Here is a 20,511-nt window from a genome sequence, read left to right on the forward strand (position 1 = left end):
TTTGGTTGCAAAGGCGTTGAGCATTGAAGGACGCACCACAGTTATTTTGTTCCCAGTCCGTGACCGCCGCTGTTTTGCATTTTCAGTGTCGAAGTCTCTTTGTGATAGTCGCTTCGGAATCCTGCCACCCTGCTTCACGCTCATAAGACGCGGCTATCTCTTCAAGCACCGCACCGACATAAGGGTAATCAAAGTGCAAGCGCTCGGCCCAGCAACGGTATTTGGCAGCCAATTCGCGTTCCTGTTCGCCTCCCTCGCCGCGCCAATGAGCGCCGCGAGAATTGTGAACTCCGATGTAGAACCCTCTGCCGATCTCGGGGGATGCGATCTTTTCCAACACCTCACAGACCGCTTCACATGGCCATCTACCGTCCTCATCCGCTGGCGCTTTTGCGAGAAGCTGGCCGAGGCAGTGATCACCAATCTCGGCTCGGCCGTATTCACGGCACAAGCGCCGAACCTCACCGAGCCATGTCGAAAGCACCGCAGTGTCGATCCTTCCGCTTTCGTTCGTGCCGGGAATCGCCTTGATTTGGTCAAGAAACCGGTAGGCAGCTGACGCGACTGCTGCGCGCTGCTCAGGATTCTCGACCTTCCATTCCGGTGGATCCTCGCCCTGATCGCGTCGCTTAAATGCCAGCGCCAAGGCTTGAACGAATAGCACAGGCGACGCCGCGATCTGGCTTTCGAGATTTGGAATTCCGTGCTTGCTGTGATCGAGGACGTCGACGAAGAGGAATTCAAGTTGGGCCATTTCGTCTCGGGTGACCCCTGCACGACCGTCGAGAGAATCCAGAGCCTCAGAAATGTGATGCCGGTCGAGCTTGAAGTGGCCCTGAGGTTCGGCGTTTATCGTGGCGACACTCCGCAGGAGCCGCTTAAGGCGAGACGTTTCGATCTGTTTGAAATCCATCTGGACGGCGTGAAAAGCGGCACGCGGCCTCCTAGCCTCCAGAAGACGATCAATCAATTCGGTGAGCTCGGTCGGCGTATGCCGGTTCCAGGACGGGAACACGTTGTTCCAATATCCGTTGCGGATTTCTTCGCCATAACCGTCCAGAAGACGCCAGGTAGACTCCTGGAATGGTGCACACACCAATAGCCGCCTGCGCTCAATTGCAGCCAATTCATCGGCTGCAGCCTGTAGAACCTCAGTGCGTTCCCCCTCAATCCCCCAAAGGAACCCCTGTAGGCACCATTCGGCCTTGCTCCGAAGATCTCCTTCAAGAAAAAGGCAGCAGCGGATGAAATCAACCCTCGGTTTGAAACCTGTGACACACGACGCAACATACCGGCCAACAATTCCGGCGGCGCCGCTGCTGGCAAGCAATTCCTTAACGCCGTCGAAACCCCGCTCCACCCATATCTCGGTCATCGCTTCGCGACGCAGCTTGTCGATCCGCTCGTCACGCTTCCGATAATCGAAATCCTCGTCTTCAAATTCGTCAGCCGATTCCGGAACCCACTGATCGGCAAATAGCCAGCCGTGACGGATGACTGGATCGGTGGGCCGAAGCCGGTCGTACGCCTCACGAGCCTGGTCCCGCATCGCTGCCTCAAGTTTCAGGCGACGACCTCGGCGTGTGAGGGCAAATCGTCGGACCCGTTCGCGCAGCGCAGCTTTAGCCGAATCACCGGCTTTTGCGGACCATCGCTCGACCAATTCCCAGACCTTGGTTTGGTCTTCTTCGGGCATGCCCTCAAGGGACTCCACGAGGTCGCCAAGCGTCTTCTCGTCATGGGTCGGCCAGGCAATCAACAAATCCAGAGCTTTTCGATTGAATTCGTAGATTTCATTGTTCGTGACGACCTGTCCAGCGCCAGAAGCGTCGCTGCGCCAGCGGGGCCGATAACTGTAATTGCCGATTCGTGAGCCCGGTTTTATCTGCTCAACGCAAACCTCCCAGCCCACCTCTGGAAATCGTTTTGTGAGCATCTCCAACACCTTTACCCTTTGCTCAACCGAGGCCGCGGTCTGCGGCATCCATGAACTGAAGATGGCCTGAAGACTGGCATCCGGTTTATTTGCCCAGTTGTCCTCGATCGTCGGACGCGACAGTTGGGCGAGAATCGTCGAGACACGCGACAGGTTCTGCGGTTTCCAAGCAAGGCACTCCAATGCCCACAAAAGGCCAGTGCGTGACGGGAAGGCCCAAAACGAACCGCTATCGACCGGTTTGAGGAGACCGAAAATCGCGGGTTCATCGCGCCGGAGGTCTTCCTCGATGATCTTGAGGAATTCGTCGGGCGCTCCTTCGGCGTAACGAGGAAGATCTTGATCGTGCGAGAGTAGCTTTTCAATCGTCAATGGCGTCAGGAGTTTCCGGATGAGAGCAGCCACGCGGCTTTCGACATCGATTCCGAGGTGACTCAGAAACAAGTCATTGCCATGGACCGAGAGAATTACGAGCGTCTCGCAGATGCCCTCGCGCAACGCACCTGAATGGTCTCGCGTCTTGTCATACAGAGCGGCAGCCCATCTTTTCTCCTCCGGCAGTTCGAGCGCCGGATCAGTTTCAGAAAGGACGTATTCGGCGGCCAGGAAGAACCGATCGAGCTCTGCGGCCGTGACCATTTCTGCTATCGCAAATAAGGCGTCGATCTTCGAGGTAACGCCCCTATATCTTCCCGCAGACCACACGGGGCTATCATCGAACCGAAGCAGGCGCACAACATCGTCCTCGACCGCCTCGTACGTCCGATCGGCCACATAGGATAGTATCTCGCGATCCGCCTCTGGCTCGGCGTGCCAAGCGCCGATCAGGGTCAAGGGGACGAGCGTCTTTGCCGTTTTATCGTCGCTGGCCCATTTAGGCTTCTTGATAGCGGCATTCTTCGAAAGGCGCCGGCGCAGGATTGTGGGCGAGCGCCCTGACTCTCGTGCGAGCCGGTCGACAACACCTTCGTCGACTCCCATGGCGGCGAGAGCCTTCTCAAAAGTGTCATGGGTGAGAAGGTCAAGGGCAATGTCCGCCTCTGTATCGACGGCATTGCGGGGCCGGAAAACGATACAATGGAGCCGTCGATGGACGTCCCCTAGTTCACGTTCAACTTCTGTGGAATGAACAATTGGAATGAAAGGCACCGAGGATGCGACGAGTGTCCTGAGCGTTCTCGGAGACGTGAAGACCGCGGCAAGATCTTTGAAGTGTTGGAATTCCTCGTGACCGAAGAGACAGGCAAGGAAGGCGAGCGCCTCGTCTTGCGAGTCGGCGGCAATTACAAAGGGCTGTTCACTCGGCTTTTCGAGCCACGTCTTGAACGTTCCCCGGTACGCCGCGATAGAAGGTGCGAAGATTTCGGGCGTTAAGTGGGGGTCGCTGGCATTCGCCCAGCGATCCCATGCCTGCTCTAGGGTCTCAAAGCCAGTAACAGGTATTGCGAGTTGTTCGGCAAGCCAGATCTGCGCCGGCACGGATTGCTCCAGCCACTGCTCTAGATCGCTCGCATCGAAAGCTTTAACCGCCTTCCAGTCACCGGTCTGGTTCTTCTGCCTCTCCCACGCGGTCTTGCCGGACCAGTTACGTGGCGTAACAAAAACGAAAGTACTCTTCGCTCTCTCGACCACATCAACCGAACTCAGCCGTGCCGCGTAGTCGCTCTCCGCCTTGGCGGCCGGCCTTTGATCTGTCCCAAATTCCCAATAGGAGTGTCCCTCGGGAATCCAGGGCGTCGCGGCGCCTGCTTCGACGAATCCGTCTGAGCCTTTCCGCTGAGCGTTGTCGTAACCGGGGAAGTCGACCTGGCGAAGGTCGATACCAGTCGAGTGCACCAGTTTGCGCAGAAGGACGGGAAGGTGCATGCGAGAGTTGATCTGGTCTGCCCAGCCCTCGATCTGCGTTGCTTTTATAGTCAGGAAATTAGGGACGAACGCGCGAACCGCAATGGCCCTTTCATCAGCGCCCCGCTCATGCCGCTCGTAGGCGCTTTGCATGTCAAGCAACCGCTGCCGGTCCGCACCGAACGTCTTCTCCAGCCTGACCGCCATTTCCGGAGACAGGGCCGAATTCCCGTTCAAGAAATTGGATAGCGCTGGCCTGCCGATGCCGAGGCGGTTGGCGGCATCTTTCACGGACATCCCGGTGGGGATGACGTTCTGGCGCACATAGGGACCGGGGTGCGGTGGGCGTCTTATGGGTTCCATGCGGCATCCTATCATGCTTTGTGTTGCAATATGTAATGTGTAGCGCGACGCGCTACAGATTGGCATGTAGTGTGTTGCGCTACACACTGCAAGGCTCGATGCCGATGGTGGCTCCGATGGCTAGACATGTCGACGACCAGCGGCGGGGGCATCTGCAGACGGCGATATAGTGACCGATCCCGAGGCGTTTCTCGAGATGCTGAATCCTTTCCTCGGACGACTTCGCCGCGTCGGCCACGAGGCGGGATCGCTGTGGCCGTGGCTGCACCCGGAACTCAAGAAACTCGGCCTGCTGCCGTCTGCCTGGATACGCAGCACGTCCGCGGCGTGATGTCGGCGCAGCGCAACAAGACCGACAAGGCCGATGCGCTGGGCATTGCGCACCTGATGCGCACCGGCTGGTTCCCGCCAGGCCTATATCCAAGTCGGAAAGCTGCTACCGGACGAAGCTTCTTCTGACGCACCGGCGCAACCTGAAGGCCAAGTTCCTCGACCTGGAGAACGCCATCCGGCAGTCGCTGAAGTCGTTCGGCATCCGCCTGACGAAGGTCGGCCGCCGGGCGTTCGAGCAGGCGGTGCGCACCGCCGTTGCGGATGATCCGCTGTCGGCCGAGCTGATGGACGTCATGCTGACGGCGCGCGCCGCGCTATGGAAACAGTATTGCCGGCTGCACGATGTGGTCGTGAGGATCGTCGCACGCAATGAAACCTGCCGGTGCTTCATGGCCATCCCCGGCGTCGGCCCGGTGACGGCGCTGTCGTTCATGACGGCGATGGACGATCCGTCGCGCTTCCGCCGCTCGCGCGACGTCGCCGCCTACTTCGGGCTGACGTCGCGGCGCTGGCAGTCGGGCTCCACGATCGACGTCCAGGGCCGCATCTCGAAGGCCGGCGACGCCTGGCCCGGCCATCATGACCAGGCGGTCGGAATGCGGAACTTCAGCATGGCAGAGGTCAGGGACTAGGGACCAAGGTTGGCCCTGCATCTGCGACAAGCCGCGTGACGATAGGGAGCGACGGTTAAGTGCGGACAACAGGCGTTCCAGATATAAGTGCGATCTGCATGATCTGGTGGCCCGTTATGTCGCGGATGGTGCAAACTACATCATCACCCTCGGTGCGGCCCTTTTGGACCATGAGTTTGCTGACTATTGCGAAGCCCTTGATCTTGGCCGCCTCTTCGCTTGGGAGGTTGGTTCCCCGTGCATCGTGATAGACGTCCCCGGCATCGGAAACGTCAAAGAAAATCTTGGCATAGTGGCTCATTTTCTCGCAGTTTTGAGAAAGGTCCACCGGACAAATAATACCTTTCCGTAAGGTCGGCTCTAAAGGATGTTGGTAACGAGCCGATCCAGCCGAGAGTTCTCGCGATAGACCGCACGGACCACAATGGCAGCTACGATACCAGTGACGGCACCACCAATCACGTCAGTGAGATAGTGGGTGCCAATGAAAATCCTCGACCAGCAGACCAGAAACGCCAGGGCAGCGAAGGCAACGGTTCGGCGCGGCAGACCTTGCATCGCAAACGCTGCAACAATCGCAACCGTCGCGGTCGCATGATCCGAGGGGAACGACCAGTCTGTGCTGGGGGCGATCAGCAAATGCGTGACGCCGGCATCATAGGGCCTTACGCGATGGACGAACAAAAGGATGAACTGATTGATCGCGAGCCCGATCAGGAACGCCAGCCCCGAAGAGAGCGCCGCGTGTCTAATGTGGTAGCGATCGGCCTTCACCCACCATTGCAGCACCACGGTCAGAACCATCAAGGGAACGCCAATTTGCGAGATGCCGATCATTGCCTTGTCGAACACGGGATGAAGCCCCGCCAACGCATTGATCCAATGAGTGAGAGTTGCATCCATTCGTTCTTGCTTCCGTTGTTGTGGACCACGAGGTGATTTGTGAGAGAAGTCGACGAACGCCGGATCCATCAGATTTTTGAAGTCAGCGTCTGGCTGAAGGGCGCGCACGCGTTGATCGAATGTCTGGGTGGTATTCTGCTCTATTTCGTGACCACGGGCGCGATTGCTTCGTGGGTCAATTCCTTCACCCAGGACGAGTTGATCGAAGATCCGAACGATTTCATAGCAGGCCATCTGTCGCAGATGGCGAGCCATTTCTCGGTCGCCAACAAGGAGTTCTACGCCTTCTATCTCCTCAGCCACGGCCTTATAAAACTGCTGCTGGTTGTCGGGCTTCTGCGAGGCAAGTTGTGGTCCTATCCTGCCTCGCTCGTGGCGCTTGGAGCGTTCATGGCCTACCAAGTGTACCGTTGGTCTTACACCCACTCCCCCGGACTTTTGGTCCTGACCGTCTTTGACGCCGTGGTGATGGTGCTGATCTGGCACGAATGGCGGGTAGTGCGGCGGCACAGGCCAGCATGATCGCCGAGCTATCTGCTTCGCCTTAGCTCAACCCATCTGATGACGCACCAGCACAGAATTGCCCAAGCAGAACCAACGCACCAGCCTGCGAGGACATTGGTCGGGTAGTGGACGCCGAGATACAACCGGCTCAACGCCAAGCGCTCCTGCCACCGCAAGGCCTGCGTCGCGGTGGCGCCCAAGCTGGCGGTGATCATGCACGCGATCTGGAGCGACGGCACGTTCTACGTCGGCGATCCGGCCGCGAGCAAGACGGACGTCGCCCAACGCAGACACGTGAAGGCCCGCAAGCCGCTCGGAGCGCATCGATGAACGGTGCGGCGGCAGTTCAAACGCATGGCGCCCGCACGTTGACGGACGCCAACTGAGACAAAGGAGATCCGCTGCGGCGGATGAGGACCGATGCAGACCAAGAACGACGGAACACACGTTTTCCTGCTGCGGCCGCGCCGATCGAAAGACGGCCGGACCGCGCTCGATTGCCTGTGACGCTGCTCCGTCAGACGGATGGCAAATTGCGCCACGACGGCTCGAGCGCTGCATTCGTGCAGCCACAACACCCCGTCGCAGAGCGCGGAAGACTGCACGGCGGACCGGAACTCGACGCCGGAACGCTGGACCGTGACCTAGAGAATAGATGCGTGTATTATCGCAATTTTGAAGAGGAAGTACGGTGTTGCAGAGTTCACGCAAAGCACAACCGATTAAGACGGCAAGATAAAAGGGTGCACATTGTGCTGCGGTCGGTTGGTTGTTTTTCCTACGATTTTACTCGGTTTCCGCACATTGTGAGTGCTTTATGCAATGTGTGGTTTTACACCAAGTAATTTGGCTTGCTTGGGAATTTGCACGTTGCGAGGCATGTCGATTTAACTCGCGGACTGCGATCGCTCAAGGGTTGTGGATGTCAGCACGACCCAAATGGCACCGCCGCCGCTTGCTCTCCAAATCTCCACAATGGGGCCGATAGCGGTCAGGCCACTCTCGTCCCGATCCAACCGTTCTCGCATTGAAGTTCTGTATTGAAACTGAAGGGCCAACGAGGCACAGGGCGTCAGTCCAATACCATTCCGCAGTTCGGCATCTAGCCCCTGTACCCGCGTTGGCAGAGAGGATTGCCGAGCCTGTCTGTGAGGTTCTAAGAAAATTAATCTCAGAAGATGGCTCCGAGATGATCGATTGCATCAAGTACGAATGTGCCAAATGAGCACCCCACTCGATTTGAATCGTGCAAACTCGTATCAAACGACGAGGATCCATCCCTCGGAGCAAACAGTGTCCGACAAAAACGGACCGTTCTTGACAGGAAGCGCTCGAGCGGTGTTCCGACGCCTGGTGGAGGACGGCCCTTCGACCAGGCCGCAGATCGGAATGGCGCTTGGCCTCTCGCGGCCGACAATGTCGGCTGCGATTGCTGAACTCGAGCGACTCGGCTACGTCGAAATGGTCGGCGCGATCAAGGGGCCACTGGGGCGCAGCGCGGCCCAATACAAAGTCGGGCCTGGTGCCGGGCATGTCATCGCGGTTGATGCAGGTGCGACACATGTGCGGCTTCGTGTCTCCACGCTCGACCGCAGGCAACTGGCGAACCGCATTCTGCGCTATCCTGAGAGCCAGCTGACGATCAACGAAGAGGTCAGCCGCGCCGTCGCATCCGAATTCACTGCCATTCGGGCTTCGACCAAACGAAATTGGGGACCGCTGCGCGCGCTCGGGCTCGCGGTGCCTACGCGTGTCGTGGGCCCGGACGGCGACGTCGAGGCCAGCCGGCAAGACGTCGTGTTTCGTGCATTCAACCCTCCCGCCGGTGTAGCGCTCGTCTTAGAAAACAACGTCAACTGTGCCGCAGTGGCCGAGCAGCATTATGGGGCTGCGCGCGGCATTGCCAACTTTGCCTATGTGCAGATCGGATTGAAGATCGGCATGGGCCTCATCCTGAACGATCAACTGATACGGGGGCGCAATGGCGCCGCAGGGGAGATCGGCCATCTGAGTTTCCCTTTTGCACCGGGCGCGGAGCCGCTGCCGGGCGAGGTCGAGCACTATCTCGGTACCCAGGCCTTCATCTCGCGCGTACAGTCGGACTGGACCACAGCGGCTGGACCGTCTCCGCGAGACACCGAGGAATTGCTCAAGCTTGCCGAAGCGGGCCACCCGGACGCACAGCGTCACGTTGCCCGCCACGCCTCGGATATAGGGGCGCTGGTCGCCGCCTGCGTCAGCGTGGTCGATCCCGGTCTGGTGGTCCTGGGTGGCGGCCTTGGAGCGTCGCCCCTTCTCTTGCCGGAGGTGCGCGAAACGGCGAACCGCCTTTCCTACCCGGTCGAAATCCGCAGCACGCATCTGGCCGCAGACGCGACGGTTCTGGGCATCGAACGCCTAGCCATCGAGACCGCCTTGCCTCTGGTCCTGGGCGAATAGCCAACACGGCCGCTATTTCATTCGCGCTGTCGCAATAAAAGGCTTGACGGCGGCTCTTCCTTTTTTGTTAGTTAAGGTGCCTAACAAAGCAGGGACTGTCCGTTTTGCAGTTGTGAGGCATCAACGGGAGGAAACATTGAGCACGCTGAGCAAATTTCGGTTCGGCCTTGCCGGACTGGCGGCGCTGGCCGCGATCGGAACCGCCGGTGGAGCGGCGGCGGAGGACGTTACGCTTCAGTACTGGGTCTATTCCGACTTTGGGGAAGGCGAGGCACTGGCGCTCCAGCAGGAGTTCATCAAGGAATTCACTGCCAGGCATCCCGGTGTGACAATCAATATCGTCGCCAAGGGCGACGACGATCTGACGGCGGGCCAGGTCGCCGGTGCCGCGAGCGGAAACTTGCCGGATGTGTTCATGAACGCTCAGTCGGTGGGCGCTCAGCTGGTAGAAGTGCATGCCCTGGAGAACATCTATTCGAAATGGATGGCTATGCCCGAGAGCTTCCGGGCTCAATTCGATCGGGATGCGTTGAAGGGCTGCATGCCAAAGCCGGACGAGCTTTACTGCCTTCCTTATACGGGCTTCGGTTCTCTGTTGTTTCGCAACCTGACGGTCTTGGAAAAAGCTGGCGTCGACACGAGCAAGCCTCCGGCTACCTGGGACGAATGGTTCGCCCAGATGAAAAAAGTCAAGGATGCTGGAATGTATGCCATTCCGGACGAAACGCTGGTCTTCAATTCGATCGCCGAAATCTATGCGACTTCAGGTTCAACAGAGAGCTGGGGATTTGACTGGGCGAACAAGAAGACCAAGATAGATCCGGCGATCATGGCCAAGGTCTTGAAGAAATTTGTCGACATGAAGCCGCTCAGCAGCGGAACCAGCCGCAACGACCAGGCTACGAAGGACCTGTTCATCTCGAACCAAATCGCGTTTCATACCGTCGGGCCGTGGGTAAACCCGACTTATGAGCAGGCAGCCAAGGCCAGCGGGCTTAAATACGACTTCACGCTGATTCCTGGTGACGAACCTGGCAAGACCGGCGGCATCCGCAGCTACGAGATGGTCGGCGTCGCACCAGGCCCTCACGCGGACCTAGCTTTTGAATTCGCCGCCTATCTCACGGAGAAGGCGCAGATGGCCCGCTGGGCGAAGCTTCTGTCACGCTATAACGCCAACGCGGCCGCAATGGCCGATCCAGAGGTCGCGGCACTCCCGCTGATCAAAGTTTCGGTCGATGCCGCCCACGGCGCGATGGATGTGGCGGCGCCCTATTTCGTCGGCTCGGTCCCGAGCTGCTACAACTCGGAGGTGATCGACATGGCCTCCGCCACGGCGGACGGCCAGTACACTCCGGAGGAGGGCGCGAAAGAGCTGGTCTCGCAGTTGAACGACTGTCTGGCCCAGTAAAAGCGCCTCACGCGTAAAGCGCCTGCGGCTGGATCGGTCCGGCTGCAGGCTCAAACGGAGCGCCCATGTCCCTTCGCCGCCTCCTGCCGCACTACCTCATGATCGCGCCATTCATGATCCTATTTGCGGTGTTCTTCCTTTATCCGATCCTCAGCGGCCTCTACTACAGTTTTCACGCCTGGAACGGGGTGGCGAAGCCGGAGTATCTCGGCTTCGCCAACTACCAGAAGATCGTACTCTCACGCGATTTCGCAACGGCGATGCGCAACCTCCTGACCTATGTCGCCATCACCGTCCCGCTGGGCGTTTTGGTGGCGCTAGGCCTTGCGCTTCTGGTGGACAGTTTCGTCGGACGCTGGGCCAATTTCTTCCGCAACGCCTTTTTCATGCCGGTGGTGCTGCCAGCGTTCTTGGCCGCCACTATCTGGCGCTGGATCTATGCGCCGAACTTCGGGCTGCTCAACATGATCGTCGGCTGGTTTGGCGGGCAATCAGTCAACTTCCTCAATGACACCAGCACCATGCTTTACGCCCTGATTGCCGTGGATGTTTGGGTATCGGCGGGCTTCAATATGGTCATCATCCTGGCCGGACTAAAGGAAATCCCAGCCGAGCTCTACGAGGCCGCACGCCTCGACGGTGCCAACAAACGCCAACAGATCGTCCACATCACCATTCCGATGCTGAGACCGGTGCTGTTCTTCGTCGTGACCTACGGCCTGATCTCAGCCATGCAGGTCTTCGACAAGCCGTGGCTGCTGACGGGATCGTCCTTCACCAGCTATGGCGGGCGTCGCAACGCGCTGCTCTTTCCGGTGATGGACATGATGGGCCGCGCTTTCGGGGGCGTTCGCTTTGGCGAAGCCGCGGCCTACGGTTTCCTGCTGACCCTCGCCATTGTCTTGGTGACGGCCGCCATGTTCGGTCTGCGCCGCTTGAAGGGGTGGGCATGACCGCTCTGTTCAACCGCCACATCTCGGTCTGGACCGTTTTGAAATGGGCGCTCGCCCTGGTCGTGACTGCCATAGCGCTATTTCCGATCTGGTGGATGATCAATGTGGTCTTTGCCCTGCCGGGCGAGCCGGTATCGATCAATCCGCGCCTGTGGCCGACCTCGATTCCGGCCGGCGTCGAGAAGATAAGGCTGATTTTCACCGAGACGGACTACCTCCACGCCTATTGCATCTCGCTGTTATACGCGCTGCTGACGATTGCGGGCGTGCTGCTTATCGGCTCGTTGGCCGCGTTCGAGTTTGCGTTGTTCGAATTTCCGGGGCGCGGCCTTTTGTTCGGCGTCGTCATGCTGTCGCTTATGGTGCCGACCGCGGTCACAATCATCCCGACCTATCTGCTGACCTCGCAGCTCGGATGGCTGAACACGATGCGGGGTCTGGTGGTACCTGGCCTTGCCTCGGCATTCGGCTTGTTCATGCTTGTGCAGTTCATGCGCGCCGTCCCCAAGGACATGATCGAAGCGGCGCGGCTCGACGGCGCCAGCCATGTTCAGATCTATTGGCACGTCGCGTTGCCCTTGTGCCGCAATGCCCTCGTCACCCTGGCGATCCTCACCTTCATGCAGACCTGGGGAAACTATATGTGGCCCCTGATCGTCGGGACGAAGCCGGAAATTTACACGGTGGGCCAGGTGGTGGGCCTGTTCAACTCGCCACTGTCGCACCAGACGGTCGACATGGTGATGACCGCGAATCTTCTTGCCGCAATCCCGCCGCTGCTCTTCTTCCTGATCTTCCAGCGCAAGATCGTCGAAGGAATCGCGATGTCAGGAACCAAGGGCTGAGCGGAGAACGACCCATGGCATTTTTGGATATCTCCTCGGTCTCGAAGTCGTTCGACGCGCACAGTGTCCTGGAGGACGTGAACCTTTCGATAGAACGCGGGGAGTTCGTGGTTTTCGTGGGGCCTTCGGGCTGTGGAAAGTCGACGCTTCTGCGCATGATCTCCGGGCTGGAGACGGTGACATCCGGCACGATCTCGATCGAAGGCGAGATCATCAACGATGTGGAGCCCGCGCAGCGCGGCGCGGCGATGGTGTTCCAGTCCTATGCGCTCTACCCGCATATGACGGTCTTCCAGAATATTTCGTTCGGTTTGCGCATGGCCCATCGACCGCGCGACGAGATCGCAGCGAAGGTACGCCGTGCGGCGGCGATTCTGCGCCTGGACACGCTTCTGGAGCGCAAGCCTGCGCAGCTGTCGGGCGGCCAGAAGCAGCGCGTCGCCATCGGCCGCGCTATCGTCCGCGAACCGCGGGTGTTCCTGTTCGATGAACCGCTGTCCAACCTCGACGCCGAATTGCGCGTGCAGATGCGCGCGGAACTGATGGATCTGCACAAGCGCCTCGGCACGACGATGATCTATGTCACGCACGATCAGGTGGAGGCCATGACGCTGGCCGACAGGATGGTGGTGATGAATGGCGGCCGAGTCCAGCAGGCGGGCAAGCCGCTTGACCTCTATGACGACCCGGACAACCGGTTCGTCGCTGGTTTCATCGGCTCGCCCAAAATGAACTTTCTGCCCGCCCGCGTTGTCGACGCGGCACCCGGCAGCTTGCGCCTTGCCGTTACCAACTCGATTGAGGTGATTCTTCCCCTTTCGGTGCCTGAGCTCGCGGGCCGGGTCGAACTGGGCTTGCGCCCCGAGCATTTCTTGGCCGTGCCTGAGCGCGCCGATGAAGGCGGTCTTGAGCTGGAAGGCAAGGTCAAGCTGGTCGAGGAAGTCGGTTCGGAGAGCTACGTCCACATGGACTTGGGCGATGGAACCCCGGTGGTCGTGCGGGCTGCACGGGGCAGCGCGTCGATCAACGGAACCTTGCGGGCCAAAGCCGACCTTCGTCATGCACTTGTCTTCACGTCGGACGGCCGACGCATTCGGGGTGGGAATGGATCTCGCGGATGAACCGGTCCAAGGATGAGACTGCCGTGATCGTCGGAATCGATATTGGGGGCACCAAGACCCATCTGCGGGTCAAATCCACGGCAGGCGGCGCGGCACGCGACATGGTGCTGCCGACCGGCGACTGGCGGGTGCGCAACTGGGATCGCGATGCCGAGCGGCTACTGGATTTGGCGGCGGGTCTGGCCGAGGGCACTCCGCTTGGCGCGATAGGCATTGGCGCCCATGGCTGCGACGACGCGGCGGAATGCCAGGCGTTTCATGCAGCCTTGTCGACGCGCACCAACACCCCGGTCGCAGTGGTCAACGACGCCGAGCTGATGCCCCTTGCGCTCGGCCTCACCGGGCAGATCGGCGTGGTGGCTGGCACAGGTTCGATCGCGGTTTGTCGGCCCGCGCCCGATCGCATGTTGGTTGCCGGAGGGTGGGGCTGGATCGTCGGTGATGAGGGCAGCGCCGCCGGTCTTGTGCGGGAGGCCGTGCGCGCCGTTGCACACCATTTCGATGCTGGCGGCGGCCGCGGTGAGCCTCTGGTCGAGGCAATTTTCGACGCGTTGCGGGTTCCTTCGCTTCCGCGTCTGGGCAGCTCTCTGTCGGAAATGCGGTCGGCGACGGCAGTGGGAAGCCATGCCGCAGTAATCTTCCAGGCGGCGGAAGCGGGATCGGCCCTTGCCGCGGGCGTCATCCGCGAAGGTGGGCGGGCTCTCGCTCATATGGCCGCGCTACTGGATGTTCGCGGCGCGGGTGCCGTTCATGCGGTGGCCGGAGGTAGCGTTATCGCGGGGCAGCCCCTGTTGTGGAATGCCTTCGCGGAAGGATTGGCCGAGGCTTCCGCAGGGCGCATAGCGCCGCATCTGTTCACCGGGCAACCCGTCGAGGGCGCCTGTCGTCTCGCCAGCTGCCTGATCGAGATACCTTCCGCGCGCGGAATAGCCTCCGCACCGGTATTTTTGTGACCAAGAAAGGAAAAACTGTGAGTTATCGTTCCACCATCGCTCGCCAGCCCGAAGCCCTTGCCGATACTTATGCCGCCGTGCGCGACGAGCTAGCAGAGATAGACATGTCGTCCTTGGATCGGACGGTCATCGGCGTGACCGGCATAGGCGCAAGCTATGCTGCGGCCGTCGTCGTGGCAGCCGAGCTTCAGACACGCAACCGACGCGCATTCGCGATTCGCTCGGTGGACATGGCCAAAGGCAACGACCTTTGTGATGCGTTGATCGGCCTGTCCCATCGTGGCCGCAGCGTCGAGACGGTCGCCGCGCTGGAAAAGCTGCCAGGGGCCCGCCGCCTGGCCATCACCAACAATCCCGAGAGTCCCCTGGCGCGCGCAGCGAACCTGCATTTACGGCTGGCGAACGGCTCTGATGCCACACCATCGAGCACCGGCTACACCGCCACGTTGCTGGCCGCTGGTATGGCAGTGCAGAAACTCATGGGCGTGCGTGATGACGCCTTCGCTGAGATTCCGTCCCTTGTCGGCCAGCTTTTGAGCGCCGCGGCCGCGAAGATGGATCGACTGGGGAAGCTGTTGTCTGCCCGTCGCGCCATTGACTGCGTCGGCGCCGGTGCCTCGCTCGGCACGGCCGATGAGGCTTCGCTTTTGATTCGCGAGGCATCGCGGATCCCAGCCTCGGCCTACGATACCCGCCACTACCTGCATGGACCGATGGAGTCGATGGACGAGACCACTGCGGTGGTTCTGTTTGGTGGGGGGCGCGAGGTCGAATTGGCGCAATATCTGGAAAGCATCGGCTGCCCCGCGCTTCTCGTCACGACGGCAGAGGGAATCGATGACGGCAGGCTTTTGACGGTCATCAAGGTGCCGCGATGCGACAATCTGATAGCGCAGGCGATCGTGGATATCATCATCGCCCAACTTCTTGCAGCAACGCTTTCGGATGCGGCCGGACTCACGGACACCAAGTTTCGCTATCGCATGTCCGACACCAAGGTGCCTGAAGCGGCTTGACTCTCGTTAATTCACGAGATCGAGGCACCCACTGTTTTTTGCCTTCGCCCGAAAGGGCGGGGCAAGCATCAAAGGAACCACAGCCAGTCTAGTGCAAGGCGCAGCGACCGATGCTGAGCGCAATCCGGTCGCCTACGGGTGAGCCACCGGAATGTCGGCAAGGGTCATCAACACATTGGAAGCAAGCCGTGGAGATCCGGACCGCGGCTTGATCGTCGTCGCAGCCGCGATCATAGTGCCGCCTCGATGGCGTGACTGGGGCCGCTTGCCGACAGTCCGGTTTTGGCCGAGGAATCCGGTAAAGCGGTCATTCGACTGACGACCCCATTGCGGTCGTTCCAAGGTCATCGACGGTTTCGCGAAAGCCGCCGTTCCCGATACGCCCGACTGTCGGCGTAATCGGGTGACCGGCCACAACTATTTGCCGTCAAGTGACCACACCCTCAGTTCGCCTCCCTGCCTTCTCGATGGCGTGAGCGGCGACGAGAGCCTGACGCTGTGCTTCCATGTCCGCCGACAGCTTGCGCCCTTCAGCGAGTTGCTCCTCAGGCATGTCGGCATCCATAATTTTGCCGAGCTCGGCTTCAACCTGCCTACCGACGCCTTCGAACGAGAAATCGTTCTGGTAAGCGCGCTGCATAACCCAGTTCACCAGTTTTGCAGTGTCCTGTCCGATTTCCTTTCCGCTAAAGACGCGCTTGAAGCACCACAGAACGACATCGACCACCTGCAGACCTGCACTCTCCTCTTCAGTGGCCGTCCGGAACGTGCTCCCGGTCACCTTCTGGACCATCAACGGCTTGCTTTCGCCTGGCCATAAAAGTCCCTCTGTATTCGCAAGCTCGGGCTTGGAGACGGTCGCATGCCAGGTCGCAAACACCTCTTCGACCTCAGCCTGCTTGTCGTGGACGATCTCGCGAACAGGCCGCTTCCAACGCTCCGACGCATTCTGCAGACCCTCCAGCAGGCTCGTGAACGCTACGAAATTCGGCGAATGCTGATACCGCCGAGCCTTCTCTGACATACGGGTCGAGAACTCCTCCGGATTGGCGATCGCCCACTCAAGCGCGTCAGTGATGATCTCGCGGCTGCGGGCATCAGGTACGAACTGAACATTATCCAGCATAGCTTCTGCGCCCTGAACGAAGTGCTTCTTCGAGGTAAACTCACTTTTGGCCGTCACGCAGTCCCAAACGATCGACGCGATTTCCGGCGTAATGACGAAGCTCGCCATCTTGAACGTAAGCAGAAGGCGCAGATGGCGGAGCCAGTAAGCCGACCACGGCACCGCCTTGTTCTCACCCTGATCGAAATAGACGTCGATCACCTTGCAGGCGGCGAGGTACTTCTTCTCGACGCGGGAGACGAAGAAGCGGCAGTCCGTCTTTTTCAGGAGCTTCAGGAGGTCGGGCGCGATCTGTTCGATCTTGGCTACACCGAGGACGTTCGCATGCAAGGCGTTCGTACCAACCTTCTTGGCAATGGCAGCGATGCTCGCCTTCGCAAGAGATCGAAATTTGTCTTCGTCATGAAGGCTGCGGTGATAAACAACGGCTGCTCTTCGTCGAAGAGGTTATTCAGCGTGTTGCCTGTCTCATCTACGTACGCCCACATTCCTTTTCTCCAGTCAGAGGGGCACGGCTTGTAGCATAACATGAGGCAGATTCACCAACTCTTTTCATGATACACTTCCGTACATCGCCCATGTACCGCAAGCGACCACCGTCGGTTGTGCAAAACGAGGCGCGCTTGCCATTCTGTGGCGCAGTGCGTGCGCATTGGCTTGGCGCCGCAGAACATCTGTTTCTGGCGCGATTAGGATTGCTTGTACGGCCGATAGGGCTGTTGCCGTCGATGTACGACGGTCACCTGAATGGCCGCTTCCCAATACTGATGGCCAAAAGCGGTCGGTCAGCAATCCACCCCGGGACAGCCAGAACAAGAACGTATCCGGGAGGCTGAAGCGGTCATCCGTGGTGCATCGGGTGACCGCCCAAATGTCAGATTTCAGTTCGCTCTGCTAAGAGCAGTGCGTCTTCCACATCTACGCCAAGGTACCGAACGGTGTTCTCGAGCTTGGAATGCCCAAGCAGGATTTGGATGGCTCGAAGATTTCCTGTCGCCTTGTAGATCATAGATGCCTTCGTGCGACGCAGTGAGTGGGTGCCATACTCCTCTGGACGCAGACCGATCGCCGTCACCCACTCGTCAACCAAGCGGGCATACTGCCTCGTGCTCATGTGGCGGGCGTGATTGATCCGGCTCGGGAATGCATAGTCGTCGATCTTGCCGCCACGCCTTTCAAGCCAAGCCAGAAGGCTGGCTCGCACGTCGCCGGTAATCTCGAACTGGACTGGACGGCCCGTCTTTTGCTGAACTACTATCGCGCGGGTCCTAATTTCCGGCCCCGCGACCAGATCACGAATCCTGATCTTGACCAGGTCGCAGCCGCGAAGCTTGCTGTCGATCGCAAGATCGAACAGCGCACGGTCACGAATGCGGCGCTCGCGATCGAGGAAGAAGCGGACGGCCCAGATCTGTTTCTGCGTGAGCGGACGCTTGGTTCCCACCTTCTTTCCAGTATTCCAAGCTGCGCGCTCGCGGCTAGCATCATCGAACTGAGAATGGCCCATTTGAGTTCTCCTCGGCCTTGATTGGCCGAAGGAGAAACGGTGCGGGTCACCGCTCTGGGGCCGGAGAACGAACCCGCTGCGCGGGAGGGCGCCTACGCTTGAGGTAGCGGTTACGGGCCGGGCGTCGCGCTCGCATTGAGCGTCGTCCGGCAGCGGCAGAGCATGACGGGCTTCTTCAACAAGGAGCCTGACCATGACCCACCCCGCTCTCGATGCACCGATCAGCCCACTGCGCCAGCGGCTGATCGACGACATGAACATGCGGCGTTTCTCGCGGGAGAAGCAGCGCAACATCGGACGCCCGGCGACATTCCTCGGGCGTTCACCGGGCACGGCGACGCCGACGACCTGCGCCGGTTCCAGATCGAGCAGCAGGAGGATGGCGTCCCCGTGCCGACGATGAACAGCATTGTGTCGGCGCTACGCTTCTTCTTCACCCAGACGCTCGACCGCCCAGACCTGGCGCGCAGGCTCGTCCGGCTTGCGCATCCGCGTAACCTGCCCGTGGTGCTGAGCCGCGATGAGGTTGCCCGGCTGCTCAACGCCACCACCTGCCTCAAGCACCAGGCGGCGCTCTCGGTCGCCTATGGCGCCGGCCTACGTGTAGCGGAGGTGTCGATGCTGAAGGTCGCCGACGTCGACAGCGAGCGCATGCTGCTGCGCGTCGAGCGCGGCAAGGGCGGGCGGTATCGCAACGCCATGCTGTCGGAGGATCTGCTCACGCTTCTGCATGAGTGGTGGAAGGTTGGGCGGCAGCAGGGCGTGACGCACCGCGACGGCTGGCTGTTCCCGGGGCAGCACGCGATGAAGCCGATCAGCACGCGTCAGCCCTATCGCATCGTCGTCGAGGCGGCACATGCCGCCGACATGGCCAAGCGGGTCGGGCCGCACACGCTGCGCCACAGCTTCGCCACCCACCTGCTGGAGGACGGCACCGACATCCGTATCATTCAGGTCCTGCTCGGGCACGCCAAGCTTAACAACACCGCCCTCTACGCTAAGGTCGCGACCCGGACGGTGCGCACGGTCACGAGCCCGCTTGACAAGCTTGGGCTGTTCAAACCGGGAGAGACCTCGCCCGATGGCTGAGCCGTGCGCAACCTCGATCATGCGTCCGCCGCAGCAAGGGCACGGCGGGCGGAAGTTGCGAAGCTCTTTCGGGATGGCGACTATCCTGTGCTGCGTGGGACCGCCCTCCTGCTCGATGATCAGACGGCCTATCTCTGGACGACGGGCTACGTACCGCAGCTCGACACCTATATCGGGCCGGAAACACCCAATCCGCTGCACATCACAGTGATGCGCAACAAGAACGAGAAGTCCGAGATCCGCGCGGTCTTGGGAGACATTATGGGTCTCACCAAGATCAACTACAACTCGTGCAACTTCAATGATGGCCTGCCCGTCACCGTGCGATTCGCACGGATTGTTGGAGACGTCCTCACGATGGGCTCGGCGAAGGGAGAGGAACGCCAACCGTTCAAGTTCTACGTGTGAGTTCGAATTCCCACGTGTGAGTTCGAACGTTCTTCACGTGGCGCCGAAGTACGAGCCGTGAAAAGGCACCAAAACTCCGCCGGTACGCTTCAGCGGCCCAAAGGAAAGAGGAGTTGCTGCCGACTCGGCCTGTGTCGTTGTCGGCCGGCGATGTCCGCTTCCTGGCTTCTGCCCGTTGGTCGGAAATGGCCGACATTCAGTCGGCAATTTGTCGGTCCACCCGACACCTTGGTCTCATCGACAGCGGCAGCTCTCCAGCGGACTATGACTGCCGCAATTGAAGCGGATTGCTAAACAAGGAGAAGATCATGAGTCTCATCGATAAGGCTCTAGAGGCCAATGAGCGGTATGCTCAGGGGTATGATTCAAAGCTGGGGGCGCACCCTCGGCCCAAGATTGCCGTCGTAACCTGCATGGATCCGCGGCTCTCTGATCTAGAGGGAATCTTAGGTTTGAACAATGCCGACATGGACGTAATTCGCACTGGCGGTCCGGCTGTAACAGATGATGTGATGGGGGAACTTATTGTGTCCACCCGGGTACTGGGCTCAGCAGAGATTATGCTGCTCAACCACACCGGCTGTGGATTCACGAGCTTTACAGACGAGGATTTGAACACAAAGTTCAGCGCGCAGACTGGCGACGCAACGCCGGCCCCTATGCGATTCTTCTCATATAAAGATCCTGAAAACCACACGAAAGAGCAAATAACGAAAATTAGGTCGCACCCATGGATTGCTAAAGACGTTCCCGTGCGCGGCTTTATTTTTGATGTCGACACCGGTGGTTTGACGGAAGTGACGGTGGAAAGCGAGGAGTTGTCAGAGCGGAAATGAATATATTCGCCAGCGGTGGTGGAGAGGGCCCATCCCGTCCGAGTGTGGAGTAAATGGTGCCGCAGGTCGCGGCTAGTGTGGATTTGACTTGCGCCGCATCCCCGCCGTCCGATCCGTTCAAGCGCCGCGTGAGAGCGGTCGTTGGTGAGCCGGGCCCGCGGAGGAAGCAGTAGTCTTGCGCTCTGCTAACTCTGCCGTGCCGGTTGGGCCATACCGTGTTCGAGCACCTCGGGTCCAGCGACCGACGGTCGTGCGACGAGTGCCACCAATGTAATTTGATTTGGTCTGCTC

Annotated in this window: 15 protein-coding genes and 4 pseudogenes; 13 read left to right on the forward strand and 6 right to left on the reverse strand. The window is 59.8% G+C overall.

Features of this window, described 5'->3' with window-relative positions; translation table 11 throughout:
* Positions 1-82 precede the first annotated feature (82 nt).
* Positions 83-4,144, reverse strand: a complete 4,062-nt coding sequence (locus LB520_RS26900; RefSeq protein ID WP_224639963.1) for a HigA family addiction module antitoxin — start codon at positions 4,142-4,144, stop codon at positions 83-85.
* A 98-nt stretch (positions 4,145-4,242) separates the two neighbouring features.
* On the opposite strand from LB520_RS26900, the pseudogene LB520_RS26905 reads away from it, so the two are divergent.
* Positions 4,243-5,040, forward strand: a pseudogene (locus LB520_RS26905) (IS110 family transposase); the annotation flags it as partial.
* 124 nt (positions 5,041-5,164) lie between these two features.
* Here the strand turns inward: LB520_RS26905 and LB520_RS26910 are convergent.
* Together LB520_RS26910 and LB520_RS26915 are read right to left on the reverse strand one after the other, a co-directional pair.
* Positions 5,165-5,410, reverse strand: coding sequence for a DUF6894 family protein (locus LB520_RS26910; RefSeq protein WP_224639964.1), 246 nt, complete (start codon positions 5,408-5,410; stop codon positions 5,165-5,167).
* Between the two features lie 59 nt (positions 5,411-5,469).
* Positions 5,470-6,012 carry a phosphatase PAP2 family protein gene (locus LB520_RS26915; RefSeq protein ID WP_224639965.1) on the reverse strand — a complete coding sequence of 181 codons (543 nt, stop codon included), beginning with the start codon at positions 6,010-6,012 and terminating at the stop codon, positions 5,470-5,472.
* Between the two features lie 39 nt (positions 6,013-6,051).
* Here LB520_RS26915 and LB520_RS26920 point away from each other — a divergent pair, with 39 nt between their 5' ends.
* The gene (locus tag LB520_RS26920) at positions 6,052-6,534 is read left to right on the forward strand and encodes a DUF2127 domain-containing protein (protein WP_224639966.1); all 483 of its coding nucleotides are present in this window, start codon (positions 6,052-6,054) and stop codon (positions 6,532-6,534) included.
* An 8-nt stretch (positions 6,535-6,542) separates the two neighbouring features.
* Here the strand turns inward: LB520_RS26920 and LB520_RS26925 are convergent.
* Positions 6,543-6,674: pseudogene (locus tag LB520_RS26925) on the reverse strand (phosphatase PAP2 family protein); the annotation flags it as partial.
* On the opposite strand from LB520_RS26925, the pseudogene LB520_RS26930 reads away from it, so the two are divergent.
* The 8 genes and pseudogenes from LB520_RS26930 to LB520_RS26965 form a co-directional block, all read left to right on the forward strand.
* Positions 6,670-6,846: pseudogene (locus LB520_RS26930) on the forward strand (IS110 family transposase); the annotation flags it as partial. The pseudogenes LB520_RS26925 and LB520_RS26930 sit on opposite strands and share 5 nt — an antisense overlap.
* A gap of 963 nt (positions 6,847-7,809) precedes the next feature.
* The gene (locus LB520_RS26935; RefSeq protein WP_224611180.1) at positions 7,810-8,955 is read left to right on the forward strand and encodes an ROK family transcriptional regulator; all 1,146 of its coding nucleotides are present in this window, start codon (positions 7,810-7,812) and stop codon (positions 8,953-8,955) included.
* Between the two features lie 136 nt (positions 8,956-9,091).
* Entirely contained in the window at positions 9,092-10,366 is a 1,275-nt protein-coding gene (locus LB520_RS26940; RefSeq protein ID WP_224530424.1) for an ABC transporter substrate-binding protein, read from the forward strand.
* Positions 10,367-10,431: 65 nt separating this feature from the next.
* A complete protein-coding gene (locus LB520_RS26945) occupies positions 10,432-11,319 on the forward strand; it encodes a carbohydrate ABC transporter permease (RefSeq protein ID WP_224530427.1) in 888 nt (295 codons plus the stop codon).
* The gene (locus LB520_RS26950) at positions 11,316-12,164 is read left to right on the forward strand and encodes a carbohydrate ABC transporter permease (RefSeq protein WP_224530431.1); all 849 of its coding nucleotides are present in this window, start codon (positions 11,316-11,318) and stop codon (positions 12,162-12,164) included. The genes LB520_RS26945 and LB520_RS26950 overlap by 4 nt, the downstream gene beginning before the upstream one ends.
* Before the next feature lie 14 nt (positions 12,165-12,178).
* Positions 12,179-13,285: an ABC transporter ATP-binding protein gene (locus LB520_RS26955; RefSeq protein WP_224530434.1), complete on the forward strand. Its 1,107-nt coding sequence runs from the start codon at positions 12,179-12,181 to the stop codon at positions 13,283-13,285.
* A complete protein-coding gene (locus tag LB520_RS26960; protein ID WP_224611181.1) occupies positions 13,282-14,238 on the forward strand; it encodes an N-acetylglucosamine kinase in 957 nt (318 codons plus the stop codon). The genes LB520_RS26955 and LB520_RS26960 overlap by 4 nt, the downstream gene beginning before the upstream one ends.
* Positions 14,239-14,255: 17 nt before the next feature.
* Positions 14,256-15,254 (forward strand): SIS domain-containing protein, encoded by a 999-nt coding sequence (locus LB520_RS26965; RefSeq protein ID WP_224611182.1) that lies wholly within the window; start codon positions 14,256-14,258, stop codon positions 15,252-15,254.
* Positions 15,255-15,681: 427 nt separating this feature from the next.
* Here the strand turns inward: LB520_RS26965 and LB520_RS26970 are convergent, their stop codons facing one another.
* Positions 15,682-16,710, reverse strand: a complete 1,029-nt coding sequence (locus LB520_RS26970) for a hypothetical protein (RefSeq protein ID WP_224633713.1) — start codon at positions 16,708-16,710, stop codon at positions 15,682-15,684.
* A gap of 544 nt (positions 16,711-17,254) precedes the next feature.
* On the reverse strand, positions 17,255-17,887 hold the full coding sequence (locus LB520_RS26975; protein WP_224611184.1) for a tyrosine-type recombinase/integrase: 633 nt from the start codon (positions 17,885-17,887) through the stop codon (positions 17,255-17,257).
* A gap of 193 nt (positions 17,888-18,080) precedes the next feature.
* Here LB520_RS26975 and LB520_RS26980 point away from each other — a divergent pair.
* The 3 genes and pseudogenes from LB520_RS26980 (at position 18,081) to LB520_RS26990 (ending at position 20,220) form a co-directional block, all read left to right on the forward strand.
* A pseudogene (locus LB520_RS26980) lies at positions 18,081-18,976 on the forward strand (tyrosine-type recombinase/integrase).
* Positions 18,977-18,979: 3 nt separating this feature from the next.
* Positions 18,980-19,384 carry a hypothetical protein gene (locus LB520_RS26985; RefSeq protein WP_224633712.1) on the forward strand — a complete coding sequence of 135 codons (405 nt, stop codon included), beginning with the start codon at positions 18,980-18,982 and terminating at the stop codon, positions 19,382-19,384.
* 308 nt (positions 19,385-19,692) lie between these two features.
* On the forward strand, positions 19,693-20,220 hold the full coding sequence (locus LB520_RS26990) for a beta-class carbonic anhydrase (protein WP_224530453.1): 528 nt from the start codon (positions 19,693-19,695) through the stop codon (positions 20,218-20,220).
* Positions 20,221-20,511: the final 291 nt, after the last annotated feature.

Source organism: Mesorhizobium sp. CA12 (assembly GCF_020165255.1).
GTDB lineage: Bacteria > Pseudomonadota > Alphaproteobacteria > Rhizobiales > Rhizobiaceae > Mesorhizobium.

Coding starts and splice junctions, on each gene's coding strand:
- LB520_RS26900 (WP_224639963.1), bottom strand. CDS start 4,144: ATGGAACCCATAAGACGCCCACCGCACCCCGGTCCCTATGTGCGCCAG.
- LB520_RS26910 (WP_224639964.1), bottom strand. CDS start 5,410: ATGAGCCACTATGCCAAGATTTTCTTTGACGTTTCCGATGCCGGGGAC.
- LB520_RS26915 (WP_224639965.1), bottom strand. CDS start 6,012: ATGGATGCAACTCTCACTCATTGGATCAATGCGTTGGCGGGGCTTCAT.
- LB520_RS26945 (WP_224530427.1), top strand. CDS start 10,432: ATGTCCCTTCGCCGCCTCCTGCCGCACTACCTCATGATCGCGCCATTC.
- LB520_RS26950 (WP_224530431.1), top strand. CDS start 11,316: ATGACCGCTCTGTTCAACCGCCACATCTCGGTCTGGACCGTTTTGAAA.
- LB520_RS26955 (WP_224530434.1), top strand. CDS start 12,179: ATGGCATTTTTGGATATCTCCTCGGTCTCGAAGTCGTTCGACGCGCAC.
- LB520_RS26960 (WP_224611181.1), top strand. CDS start 13,282: ATGAACCGGTCCAAGGATGAGACTGCCGTGATCGTCGGAATCGATATT.
- LB520_RS26975 (WP_224611184.1), bottom strand. CDS start 17,887: ATGGGCCATTCTCAGTTCGATGATGCTAGCCGCGAGCGCGCAGCTTGG.
- LB520_RS26990 (WP_224530453.1), top strand. CDS start 19,693: ATGAGTCTCATCGATAAGGCTCTAGAGGCCAATGAGCGGTATGCTCAG.